Source organism: Crocosphaera watsonii WH 8501 (assembly GCF_000167195.1).
GTDB classification, from domain to species: domain Bacteria; phylum Cyanobacteriota; class Cyanobacteriia; order Cyanobacteriales; family Microcystaceae; genus Crocosphaera; species Crocosphaera watsonii.
This window is the reverse complement of sequence record NZ_AADV02000133.1, coordinates 1-11642: the sequence shown is the minus strand read 5'-3', so window position 1 is coordinate 11642 and position 11642 is coordinate 1. Positions and strand designations below refer to the sequence as shown.

9 protein-coding genes and 4 pseudogenes are annotated in these 11642 nt (G+C 37.7%); 7 read left to right on the top strand and 6 right to left on the bottom strand.

Features of this window, described 5'->3' with window-relative positions; genetic code table 11:
- Positions 1-809: pseudogene (locus CWATDRAFT_RS25240) on the top strand (transposase); the annotation flags it as partial.
- Positions 810-1371: 562 nt separating this feature from the next.
- On the opposite strand, the gene CWATDRAFT_RS25235 reads toward CWATDRAFT_RS25240, so the two are convergent.
- Both CWATDRAFT_RS25235 and topA read right to left on the bottom strand, forming a co-directional pair.
- The gene (locus tag CWATDRAFT_RS25235; RefSeq protein ID WP_007307656.1) at positions 1372-2322 is read right to left on the bottom strand and encodes a tyrosine-type recombinase/integrase; all 951 of its coding nucleotides are present in this window, start codon (positions 2320-2322) and stop codon (positions 1372-1374) included.
- 208 nt (positions 2323-2530) lie between these two features.
- The gene (gene topA, locus CWATDRAFT_RS25230; protein ID WP_007307655.1) at positions 2531-4660 is read right to left on the bottom strand and encodes a type I DNA topoisomerase; all 2130 of its coding nucleotides are present in this window, start codon (positions 4658-4660) and stop codon (positions 2531-2533) included.
- 250 nt (positions 4661-4910) lie between these two features.
- Between topA and CWATDRAFT_RS25225 the strand changes: the two genes are divergently transcribed.
- The 4 genes and pseudogenes from CWATDRAFT_RS25225 to CWATDRAFT_RS25210 all read left to right on the top strand — a co-directional run.
- The gene (locus CWATDRAFT_RS25225; RefSeq protein ID WP_035828709.1) at positions 4911-5126 is read left to right on the top strand and encodes a type II toxin-antitoxin system HicA family toxin; all 216 of its coding nucleotides are present in this window, start codon (positions 4911-4913) and stop codon (positions 5124-5126) included.
- Complete coding sequence (locus CWATDRAFT_RS25220; RefSeq protein WP_007307658.1) at positions 5113-5577, top strand: type II toxin-antitoxin system HicB family antitoxin; 465 nt, start codon at positions 5113-5115, stop codon at positions 5575-5577. Before CWATDRAFT_RS25225 ends, CWATDRAFT_RS25220 begins: the two co-directional genes overlap by 14 nt.
- Positions 5578-5858: 281 nt before the next feature.
- Positions 5859-6440 (top strand): helix-turn-helix domain-containing protein, encoded by a 582-nt coding sequence (locus CWATDRAFT_RS25215; RefSeq protein WP_007303150.1) that lies wholly within the window; start codon positions 5859-5861, stop codon positions 6438-6440.
- A gap of 64 nt (positions 6441-6504) precedes the next feature.
- Positions 6505-7023: pseudogene (locus tag CWATDRAFT_RS25210) on the top strand (transposase); the annotation flags it as partial.
- Between the two features lie 246 nt (positions 7024-7269).
- On the opposite strand, the pseudogene CWATDRAFT_RS34615 reads toward CWATDRAFT_RS25210, so the two are convergent.
- From CWATDRAFT_RS34615 to CWATDRAFT_RS25185, 4 genes and pseudogenes are all read right to left on the bottom strand, one after another.
- Positions 7270-8417: pseudogene (locus tag CWATDRAFT_RS34615) on the bottom strand (IS1380-like element ISCwa5 family transposase); the annotation flags it as partial.
- A gap of 102 nt (positions 8418-8519) precedes the next feature.
- Positions 8520-8858 (bottom strand): annotated as a pseudogene (locus CWATDRAFT_RS41180) (transposase); the annotation flags it as partial.
- Between the two features lie 204 nt (positions 8859-9062).
- Entirely contained in the window at positions 9063-9473 is a 411-nt protein-coding gene (locus CWATDRAFT_RS36260) for a hypothetical protein (protein ID WP_007307652.1), read from the bottom strand.
- A 174-nt stretch (positions 9474-9647) separates the two neighbouring features.
- Positions 9648-9959: a c-type cytochrome gene (locus CWATDRAFT_RS25185; protein WP_085961766.1), complete on the bottom strand. Its 312-nt coding sequence runs from the start codon at positions 9957-9959 to the stop codon at positions 9648-9650.
- Between the two features lie 131 nt (positions 9960-10090).
- Between CWATDRAFT_RS25185 and CWATDRAFT_RS25180 the strand changes: the two genes are divergently transcribed.
- Both CWATDRAFT_RS25180 and CWATDRAFT_RS25175 read left to right on the top strand, forming a co-directional pair.
- Positions 10091-10648 carry a siphovirus Gp157 family protein gene (locus tag CWATDRAFT_RS25180; RefSeq protein WP_007307660.1) on the top strand — a complete coding sequence of 186 codons (558 nt, stop codon included), beginning with the start codon at positions 10091-10093 and terminating at the stop codon, positions 10646-10648.
- An 85-nt stretch (positions 10649-10733) separates the two neighbouring features.
- On the top strand, positions 10734-11642 hold a 909-nt coding region (locus tag CWATDRAFT_RS25175; protein WP_232287200.1), incomplete at its 3' end, for a DEAD/DEAH box helicase.

The window sequence follows — 11642 nt, the reverse complement described above, 5'->3', positions numbered from 1 at the left end:
ATACCTTAAGAAAAATTTAGGAAATATAGAAGACTTAATTCAAGCTGGGGCTTCCCTGGAAAATCTGAGTAAAAGACAGAAAAAGTGTCTAGAGACTATCAAAAAAGTTTATGAACAACAACGGTCAATGTGGAAGAATAAGACCCAGAGTGTTCCTCGAAATAATTGTAAGTTTAACTCAACCGCATATTCGTCCAATAGTGAGGGGAAAAGCAGGAAAACCAATAGAGTTTGGAGCTTACCTAACAGTAAGCTGTGTAGATAACTATGTGTTTCTAGACAAAATAAGTTGGGAAAACTTCAATGAATCTTGTCATTTAAAAGAACAAGTAGAAAAGTATAAAGAAACGTTTGGCTATTATCCCGAATCCGTCCATGTAGATAAAATTTATCGAACTAGGGAAAACAGAAATTGGTGTAAGGAAAGAGGGATAAGAATCAGTGGTCCGAAGTTAGGAAGACCTCTGAAAAATGTCAGTGAAGAAGAAAAGAAACAAGCCCACTCCGATGAATGCTTCCGTAATGCTATTGAGGGAAAGTTTGGACAAGCTAAACGAAGATTTAGCCTAAATCTCGTGATGACAAAACTCCCTGAAACCTCCATTACATCTATTGCTATTACATTTTTAGTTGTCAATCTTTCTAAACTTCTGAGGCAGTTTTTGTCGCTTTTTTTGTCCTTATTTACTAATAATAGAACAGGGGAACTCATCAAACCGCCTTTCATTAATTTTGATTATACTTTCAACAATTTTTATGTACTAAAACTTATTGATTTGTTAGAAAATTCTTGGTCAAAAGTGGCATAAATTTTGGAGAAACTTTTTCAGCAAACCCTAATTAATTTCTGCGATAGATAAACAACGGAGTCAATCAATTGTAGGCTTGTGCTCAGGAACGAAGTATTCAGCCATGCTTAAAAGACAGGTTCTCCGGTAAAATTTGCACAAAAGGACTGGGTGTCCCGCAAAATTTGATATGATATACTCATTGCGGGTTACATTCCGTTGTTCAATTCGATCTTACTTTTAACTTTTCATTGGATACCTCCTTTGAGTAGCGAGTTTGAATCGATCATCTCTCACCTCCTTTGGCTTCTAGCCAACTGCGATGGTTAACTAGAGAAACACAAGTCCCAGAAGCCTTAAAGGAAACGTCCGTCAAACTTCCCCAAGTGGACGGCGTTTCGCCATTTATAGAGCTTCTGTAACAAGTTGTTCTCTGTGTGAACATAACTAATCCTAATTTTCAACTAGGGATGTTCTCAATTATACTGGAAAATCTCACCAAGGGAAAAAGATTATGACAGTATTAAGATTTGTCACATATTTCCCAAATTATCCTTTGTTCGTATGTTATGGATAGTTTGACCTAAAAAGGAATGGACAAAGATTGAACAGCTTTTTGTTTAGCTTCTTCACCTCGTCTATCATATTTAGCAGTGACATCAGGGGAAGAATGGCCGGCCAACTTCTGCACCGTCACCAAATCCACCCCATTACTCAACAAATCACTACAAAAAGTACGACGAAAATCATGGGGAGAAAAAGATTCTATTGCAGCTTCTCCTGCGCGTTTAGCCAAAATTTTATAAACAGCATCACTATGAAGATGACGAAAACAAATAGCTCCCCCTTTACGAATGGGACACAACAAAGCCCCCCGAGTGCGACTTCTCAAATCTAACCATCGATTAACAATCTCCACAGCAGATAATGGTAAATAAACAGTCCGTTCCTTATCCCCCTTACCCTGACGAATCTGTAAAATTCCCCCATCCGGCGTAAAATCATTAACCGATAGAGCCACCAATTCAGCCCGTCGTAAACCAGCCCCCCGTAAAATAGCCAACAGAGCCAAATCGCGAATCCCTTGACGAGAAGGATCATCACGACAAACCTGAAACAAAGCCGTAATTTCCGACTCACTCAAAGCACGGCCCCGTAATTTTCGTTGCCCAGTAATAGAAGGAAAATCCACCGCCTTAGCGTAATCACTAGCAGACATTAAATCCAAGCGTAGAGCCTCCTTAAGAACACGACGTAACCCACAGAGCATTTTCGACGCAGTTGTGGGAGAATAACGCTTTTTCAGAGCCGTGCGAATGGCCGCAGTGTGAGGATAACGTAACTTAGCCCAATCCAAGGTCATAGCATCGCATTGCCCATTGGTCACTAGCCGAGCGATGGCATTAAGAGACACCAACATAGTGGACTGAGAAGACTCACTAAGGGAGTCAAGATAAACCGCCGCCGGATGAAGAACCAAAGGAATAGGAGTTAGTAACGATAGGTCATCACTGCTCGCCAGTAGGGGGGACATAAATTACTCTCAAGAAGGTCAGTATCTAAGAGGAATTATCCCTCAACTCAACATTGGCCTGACATTAAGAATTTTGTAGCGATTACCTGGATTGACACTATCTATGAAAATCTGACAACGAATCGTTGTCAGATTTGACCGACAACTTCCATACCTTGTCAGTCGCTTCGCACCAATCTCCAATCTGCTTTTCGACAATCTTCGGTCATTACTTTAAAATCCCAAACTTCTTACTCCACCATTGGTTATCTTTAGTCTTAAAAAAAGCCACATCTTTATGACGAGTATCTTTGAGACCTTTACACTTGGAACATCGGAGCATAACCTTGTTTTCACCGTCTTTTGTGTAAGCATATTCAGCGAGAGGTTGGGAGCAAACAGGACAAGAGAACTTGGTTAATTTCCCCTGAGCAGTAGGTTTCGACTCCCCAGGTTGCACCCATTTATCAAGTTTTTTATTAAAGAACATAACCAAATCACAGCCGGTTTCACACTTAAGAAAATAAGGAACCGCTAACTTTTTAGACTGAGATGGAATCTTACTCAGGGGTTCCTGACATTGAGGACAACAGATATCGGATTTTTCTCGCTTGACTGAAGTTTTGCCATGATTAGTATTAGCTGGTTTCCCCCCCAATGCTTCCCACGCTTTACTTAAAGTGGGGTCAAAATAGTCTCGATTCCAACTGGTTAAATATTGTTGCCAATCTTGTTTTCCTGTAGCAATCAGATCCAAAGTAGACTCCATCTGCGCCGTAAATTCCGCTTGCAACAATTCAGGCAGCATTTTAGCTAAAAATTCGTCAACTTCTAATCCAAGAGGTGTAGGAAACAGCTTCCCTTTACTTAACTTGACATATTCCCGTTGCTTGAGGGTTTTGACTGTGGGAGCATAGGTAGAAGGACGGCCAATCCCCTTTTTTTCCATGGCCTGTACTAATTTCGGTTCCGTATAACGGGGTGGGGGTTGGGTTTGTTTCTTATCATGTCCGGCTTTATCAAGAGTTAAAGATTGCCCCTGTTGTACAGTGGGTAAAACCGTATCATTGCTAATATTATTCCAGTATTTTGTGTAGCCTTTAAACTGAACAACTTGTCCTTTTGCTAACCATTTAACGTCTCCAGATTGGCTAATAAATTTAGTTTGTAGAAGTTGTGCAGGTTTACATAAAGAAGCAACGGATCTCATCCATATAATTAGATAAAGTTGAAACTGCTGCTCATCTAATTCTTGTTTAAGTTGAGCAGAAGGACGAGTAATATCCGTGGGACGAATGGCTTCATGTGCTTCTTGAGCATTCTTAGATTTTCGGTGTTTAACTTGTTTAGTGGGAAGGTTTTGGGGATCTTTAGCTTGTAACCATGCTCTAACAGATTGACAAAATTCGTCACTCAAAGCGGTAGAATCTGTTCTCATATAGGTAATTAAACCCTGTTCGTACAAGTGTTGTGCCACTTTCATAGTGGTTTCAGGGTTCATTTTGAGACGAGAACCGGCTGCTTGTTGTAGGGTAGAAGTGGTAAAGGGTGCAGGAGGTTTACGGTTTACCGTTTTGCCTTCCACTTGCAACACTTTATGGGGGTTAGAGCGGGCGATAGCCACCAAACGATCTGCTTCAGCTTCAGACAGCACTCGACTCGATTCAACGGTTTTAGTTTCTCTACCTGCATCATCGTCGGTTTGATTTTCAGTGGCTTTGGTCGAAGTTTTATCTTTTAGGTAAAAAGCCCGAAAACCTTCTTTGTAATCAACCCAAACTGACCAATAATCGACCGGGTTAAAGTTAAGAATTTCTCGTTCTCTATGACATAAAATATGTAAAGCAGCCGATTGAACACGCCCCACACTTTTACCACCTTTCCCCTGTTTCCACAACAAAGGAGAACCCCGAAACCCCACTAATTTATCAAGGCAAGCTCTAGCCAAACCAGCATCAACTAATGGTTGATTCAAAGGACGGGGGTTTTTAACAGCAGCTTTAACCGCTTTTTCGGTTATTTCTTGATAGACGACTCGTTGAGGATTTTTAACTCCTAATTCTTGAGCTAAATGCCAAGCGATAGTTTCTCCTTCACGGTCGGGATCTGAGGCAAAATAAATAGCATTACTGTTTTTGGCTACAGTTTTTAATTCTTTGATGATTTTAGCGGCTTTGCTATTACGGGGAACAAAGCGACAACTAACACCATCATTATTGAGGGAGAAACCAAGATTATCTTCCCCATCACGGGCGAGTTCCCTGACATGGCCGAGACTGGCTTTAATTAACCAACCAGAGCCTAAAATTTGACGAAGTTTTTTGATTTTGTTGGGAGATTCTACGATTAATAATGGCATCTTTGGATAATTGGTAACTGAGCGGTTTGGCTGATCTCACCGTTGAAGCCTTGTCGAAATTCAATGCTAACATAAGCGCTCTCGTCGAGAGGTTGGGGAAGTTTCTCCATTTTAGGAGGGCTTTTTATGAAGTCAGAAGTAGGAAGTCGCCAAGTCAGAAGTTCTGATCTGCACAAGGATCGCTATCGCATAGAAGTTGTTTTTATAGATGGGCTTGACAAACAGGGCAAAAATGTCCGACAATGAGTTAATGAAAGGAAATGAGTTTATCAGGAAAATTAAGAGGCTGGCGAAGAAGCGAGGAATTGAGGCTTATGTGGATAAAAAGCGGGGGAAAGGGAGCCATGTAACTCTATATTTTGGAGAAAGGTTAACAATTGTCAGAAATCCGTCACAGGAACTTAAGACAGGCACAATCAAAGCAATGTTGAAGCAATTAGGTTTAGAAGAAAATGACATTATCTAAAGGTATGACAATGAGTAGGTTTTCTTACGGGGCTAAATTAACCCCTGATGAGGTGGATGGTGGATGGGTAGTCACTGTGAGAGATATCCCAGAGGCAATTACTCAAGGGGATGATGTAGAATCGGCTTTAAGAGAGGCTTCAGACTGCTTAGAAGAAGCGATCGCAGCCCGTATTGATGATCAACGTGATATCCCCATTCCATCACCTCTAATGAGTGATGAATATAAGGTTTATCTTCCTATTCAAACTGCTCTCAAAGCCTCTGTTTATCTGGCTATGAAAGAATCTACCCTTTCTAAAGTACAACTGGCATCAAAGCTTAATGTTGATGAAAAAGAAGTTCGTAGAATCCTTGATCCTCATCATCGTACCAAGCTCCCTACTATAGAACGCGCTTTACAGGCTTTAGGTCAACAAATTTCTCTTACTATTACTTCTACTCAAGTATGAGTGTATGGGTATGAGTAGAAGAGAGAGAAGCGATCGCTTTTTACCGCACGATGCGATCGCTGATTAATCAAGCTTTGGTTACTCTTACCTTTACCTAATGGCTGGCAAGTACGAGGATGAAGCAAATATTAAGAAATCAAATCAGGATAAGTTTTCTTGACTTGTGTTAGAGTCAGAGCGATCATTTTGTCTTTATTACCATAGCTCCAAATTTCACTAGTGCAGCTTGGCGAAAGTAATCCACCAGATTTTTACAGAAACTTTCGTGACTAGCCACGACAATGTGTTTCAATGAAACTAACGGAAGAATCTCGAAGTTGATGTCCATGATAAAAGCATTGCCAATTAACCTCTCCAACCTACAGAAAACAGTACTCCAACAAATAGTGAGAGGGACAACAAACCCCTATCGCCTTGTTAGACGAGCCAAGCTAATCTTAGCCGCAGCATCAGGAGAGAGCAATAGTTCGATTAGTCGAAGATTAGAATTAGACCGAGTACAAGTGCGTCAGTGGCGATCGCGATGGTTTGAGGAGAGAGAAAAACTGAGTGCCGCCGAAGAACAACAGGTAACGGAGAAAGCATTAATGGTCTTGATCAAAGGAATTTTAAGCGATCGCCCAAGACCTGGAACAACAAAATCCTTTACGGTCGAACAAGTAGTCCAGATTGTAGCGATCGCTTGTGAAGAATGTGAAAAATCAGACAGACCAGTGAGCCATTGGACACCTTCAGAGTTGGCGGATGAAGCCATAAAAAGAGGAATTGTCGAAAAGATTTCCCCCCGTAGTGTAGGGCGTTTTTTAAAAAGAAGCGACATTACAACCACATCTCGTTCGTTACTGGTTAAATGCCAAAATTGATGATCCCTTAAAATTTAAAAAGCAAGTCAAATATATCTGTGAACTTCATCAAGAAGCTAAAACTTTGTTAGAACAAGGAATTCATTTAATTAGTACAGATGAAATGACAGGGATTCAAGCTCTTGAGAGATTATTTCCGAACAAAAGAATCAAGCCTAAACAAGTAGAAAAAATCGAATTTGAATATGAAAGACACGGAACTTTAAGCTTGATTGCGAACTGGGATGTGGCAAGAGGAAAAGTTGTTAGTCCCTCTATTGGACCGACAAGAACAGAACAAGATTTTTCTGAACATATCCAGAGAACGATTAAGATTGATGAAAAAGCAGAATGGATTTTTATTGTAGATAAACTCAACACTCATAAATCGGAAAGCTTAGTCAAATTAGTAGCAGAAAGCTGTGGAATTACTATTGATTTGGGGAGAAAAGGAAAGGAGGGGATTTTGCAATCTATGGACAGCAGAGCAGATTTTTTATCAGATGAATCTCATCGAATTAGCTTTGTTTATATTCCCAAACATACATCGTGGCTTAATCAAATTGAGTGTTGGTTTTCGATCTTAGTCCGGCGTTTACTCAAAACCCGGATTTCTCACAAATTAATTTGAAAGCCAAATCCAGAGATGAAAAATGATAATTTTTAGGACTAATAGAAATTTTGAATATAGATGAATAAAAAAATTGACTTTGATTATCCAAAAATTGAGTTTAAGAGGGAATAATTATATTAACTTTTGATTTTCTCCACGATAAATAAGACTAAATGAAAGTATCAGTCAGTCAACAACTTATGATAGATATCTTTTTTTTAAAACAACTTATTCTACTTATCCAGTATTAGGAATAGTTTTAATTCTTTTGTTAGCAATAGACAAAATATCTTGATAAGGACAAGCACTAGCTATAGCGATAATAATTCTTCTACAACTAATCTTTATTCTGGCTCCCAACTTAAGAAGATTTAGACGTATTCTTCCCACAGTTGCTTTAGCCAATGAAGTTTTTTTTAAACAGTGTTGACGAAAAGCATTTATGAGAACATAAGCCCAGGAATGTATCCATAATCTTAGTTGATTACTTTGAAATGTTTGAGTTGAAGTTCTATCAGCTAACAAGTCTAATTGTTGTTCTTTAATCCGATTTTCCATCTCGCCTCTCGGACAGTATTTTTTTGTATAAAGTTTTGAGGGTGGAATTTTTGAAGCGGGCAAAGATGTCACCACATGGCGCATTTTTAAGCCATCACTTCCATAACAAACTTTTGTCACTACTCTCCTTTGACAACTCCATGACTTTTCTGTTTGATAACGAATAGAGCGATACCAAGTAGAAATTGGTACTAATTTTTTAACTTCTTCTAAATCTTCTTTTTTCTGAAATAAACTATCCATTAATTCAGTTATTGGAGCTAGTTTTTTTTCATATTCATGTTTGGCTTTTTCAATTACATCATCCGCTCGTAACTTAAGAACGCCATTTGTTCCCATAGCTATAACATAATCAACTAAAGGCTGATTTTCACAAAAATAGAAGATTTCTTCACGGGCATAGGCACTATCACCCCTAACTAGGATATGAGTCTCTGACCATTTTTCTCTAATTAGTCCGATAATTCTTTGTAATTCGTCTAAGGCTCCATCGGCTGGATCTACATTAGATGAACGAAGTTTAGCAACTAATAAATGATGCCCACAGAAAATATATAAAGGAGCATAACATACTCCGTGATAATAACTATTAAAAAATGCCCCTTCTTGATTACCATGTACTTGGTCATCCGTGACATCCATATCTAATATAATACTTAAGGGAGGTTTTTTATAAGACTCTAAAAAAAAATCGACAAAAGATTTTTCAATGGCTTCAAAGTTGGGTTCTATTTTATGATAACGACTCGTTTTTTGGTCGAGAATAGTCTCAGGACAATATTCCAATCTATTAATTGTACTTTTTCCAGCTAACCATCCCTTTTTAGGTGATTTCCACACTTGAATATACCTGCTTTTCCAATTATTCCCCCCTTTTTAAGGGGGGTTAGGGGGGATCGTAAGGGATCTCCTTTATCAGAAATCACCTTATCTTCAAGTTCATTAAGCTTTTCTAAAGCGATCTTAAGGGCAGGATCGTGACGTAATTTATCATGGTCATTGACATCTTCATAGCCTAAAATAATTCCATAAAGCCTTTGTGCTAATAACTCATGAACGGAATGATCTACACAAGATTGATGACGATGATCTTGAAAACAGTTACCAAACTTCTCCGTAATTCCCAGTTTTTTATCCAACTCAGCTATCTAGACAATCCCCGCATCTGAAGTGATTAGTCCCCCATCAAAATTAGCGATTATTTCTTTTCCTTTCTGTTTACTAAAGTTGATTACTTGACGAGGGGTTCGGGGATGACTGGGACTCATTAAATCAGTTTAAGGTAAATTGCTTTAATAATTAAATTATAGCATATTTTATTTTAACAATCTAGTACTATTAGAGATTTTATTAATAATTTTTTTGGAAAAATGAGTGATTGATTTATCTTTTCATCTTTGTCTAATTCGGGTTGATTTTAACTTAAAATCTGACAACAGACTGTTGGTTGGGGAAATCTGCGATCGCTCTGTTCAAACCCACTTCCTGTAAGGCTTCTGTGTTTGGCGATCGCAGATTTTGTGAGAAATTCGGGTAAAGCCCCATTTTTTCTGCTGACAAATCTTTTCTATGGTTAGTAATTCATCTTGAGAACATTCGTGACAATCAAAAGTCCAATCGGTTACTCTAAATTGATTGTCAGAAGATGGTTGAAGATGGGGAAATTTTTGTCGTATTTCCTCAAAATTATTTTGTAATAATTGACGATGTTCTATGATATCATTAATAGCTGTAAATGGTTTCATCCTTTGGGATTCTTTCAAGGCATAAACCCCTCCGTTTTCGGCAATTATTCCCAAGACTGGCAAATAATTGACTAACCCTTGACACCATCCTGCGGAACGCCCTGTGATTAAGAGAACTAGAATATTATGTTGTTTCAATGTTTCTAAACTTTACAATAACTGACTACTGAACTGACCGTTTTTGGTTAAGGTTCCATCAATATCAGTAGCTATAAGTTTAATCTTTTTAAGTTTATTCTTTACTGAATCAAAGTTTATTTTAGTTAAAGACATTGTTATTGCTATGAGTCTGAATAATTATTTGGAAAAATCTTAGGTATGCCAATTGTTTTGAGCTTGTTGTAGTACATATTTGGAAACAGACTCAATTTGTTCTTTGGTTAGTTTGTCTTCATAAGCTGACATATTATTTTTTCCATAAGTCACTAAGTTAATAATAGCATCTAAACTATCAACTTTATTTCTTTTTAAGGCTCTCAGCTTTAAATTTTTCGCCCGTCTGATAATATTCTTCCCTTGGGGGTGACATCCAACACAATGAATTGAAAAAATTTTAGCCCCATCATTGATGTCTTCTGCTTGGACTGGTTTGATCAAGGTTATTAACAAGAAAAATAATAACATGGTTAGTCGAACTAAAAAATTGATTAATTTCATCTTTATTTCAGATCCTTTCATAATTTAAAAAATTGATAATTTTCAGAAAATAAATGCGCTTTGCGCCCATAATTGAGTCAACTTATGATAGTTAATCAATGGAAAACAAAATAACAGAAAGTCTCCCTCAATTAGAGGAGGAATTACAGCTAATTATAGCACATATTGACAGCGACACCCCCGAAGAAAGAGAAGTTGCTGAAGAAATATTCAATGAATTTCTACCCCGTTTAGAAAGTAAAATTGATGCTTATATCAAAGTTATTAAATGGCGAGAATCATTGATAGAATACCAAGAGAATGAAGCCCGTCGTTGTGAAGCTTTAGCCTATCAAAATAAGCAAACAGTACAATGGCTTAAAAGTAAGCTAAAAGCTTTCATGGAACAACGGGTGGAACAACTTGGAGACAAAGGTAAACGACTCGAAGGTAAACTATCCAAAGTTAGTCTTTGTAATAATGGCGGTCGTCCTCCTATTTGGATTAACCCTGAACTCACGAGTGAAGATTATCCCGAAGAATATAAAGAAACCAGAGTTCATATTGACCGCAATAAGATAGCTGAAGATGCGATTAATTATGATGAAGTTCGGGATGATAAAGGGACTTTAATTGCCAAAGTTATGCCGAGAGGGAAACATCTCAGAATTAAGTAAATACAGTTACATCTTTTCTAGTTAAGAGCATTAAGTTTGATGCTCTTTTTTGTTCATTTTGAGGTATAATTTGATTATGGATTCTATGGATTCTTTGAACCAATCAGCTATCAGAGAAGCTGTTAAACAAGATATTTATCCCATTCCTGACTGGTTAGAAGTGGGTAAATATGCGTTTTCGACTGAACACCAGAGAAATGTTAAAGTTAATGGTTTCTTGGGACATATAGCTAATTGTTTAGTTAGTGGTGAAACTGTCCACATTGAGATTGAGAAGTTAAGTCCATCAACCATAGAAGTCACAGAATTTGATATCAGTAAGATTTCCCATTTGACTTATGCTTCTGTGGCAACTGAATGGCAAAATGAGATAAAAGATATCCAAATCTTTCCTGGAGATTCTGCTAAATCTTCCACCATACCTGCCGAAATTCATCCGTCTCTGAAACAAGCTTTAATACAGACAGGAATCAATGAGTTTTATTCTCATCAACTTAAAGCATGGAATGAATTAAATCAAGGTCATTCTATCTGTATTACTACCCCGACAGCTAGTGGGAAAAGTAATTCATTTATTCCTTTTGCTTTCCATCAAGCATTGACAAAACAGAGAACAAGTCTCTTCATTTATCCCTTGAAAGCTTTAGCTTCGGATCAATATTCTAAGTTAATTAAACTCAACCAAGCTTTACCCTCTCAGGAACAATTATTCATTGCTAAATGTACTGGAGATGTTCCTTTAGAAACAAGGAAGAATTACTTTAAAGGAGTCAAATGTCCTGATATTATTGTTATTTCTCCTGACGTTCTCCATCATCTACTATACCACACAGATAAATCCCAATTAGTTCTCTTAAAGGATTTTCTGTCACGGTTAAATTTGATTGTTTGTGATGAATCCCATACCTATATTTCTAGTTTTGGTATTCATTTTGCTAACCTGCTAAGAAGGTTAAGATTAGCTGCTCAAAATTCAGGTAATTCAGCCCTTCGA

What these genes read in the sequence shown, in the direction of transcription:
- topA (WP_007307655.1), bottom strand. Translation starts at nt 4,660, where the DNA reads ATGCCATTATTAATCGTAGAATCTCCCAACAAAATCAAAAAACTTCGT.
- CWATDRAFT_RS25215 (WP_007303150.1), top strand. Translation starts at nt 5,859, where the DNA reads ATGTGTTTCAATGAAACTAACGGAAGAATCTCGAAGTTGATGTCCATG.
- CWATDRAFT_RS25220 (WP_007307658.1), top strand. Translation starts at nt 5,113, where the DNA reads ATGACATTATCTAAAGGTATGACAATGAGTAGGTTTTCTTACGGGGCT.
- CWATDRAFT_RS25185 (WP_085961766.1), bottom strand. Translation starts at nt 9,959, where the DNA reads ATGTTATTATTTTTCTTGTTAATAACCTTGATCAAACCAGTCCAAGCA.
- CWATDRAFT_RS25225 (WP_035828709.1), top strand. Translation starts at nt 4,911, where the DNA reads ATGAAAGGAAATGAGTTTATCAGGAAAATTAAGAGGCTGGCGAAGAAG.
- CWATDRAFT_RS25180 (WP_007307660.1), top strand. Translation starts at nt 10,091, where the DNA reads ATGGAAAACAAAATAACAGAAAGTCTCCCTCAATTAGAGGAGGAATTA.
- CWATDRAFT_RS25235 (WP_007307656.1), bottom strand. Translation starts at nt 2,322, where the DNA reads ATGTCCCCCCTACTGGCGAGCAGTGATGACCTATCGTTACTAACTCCT.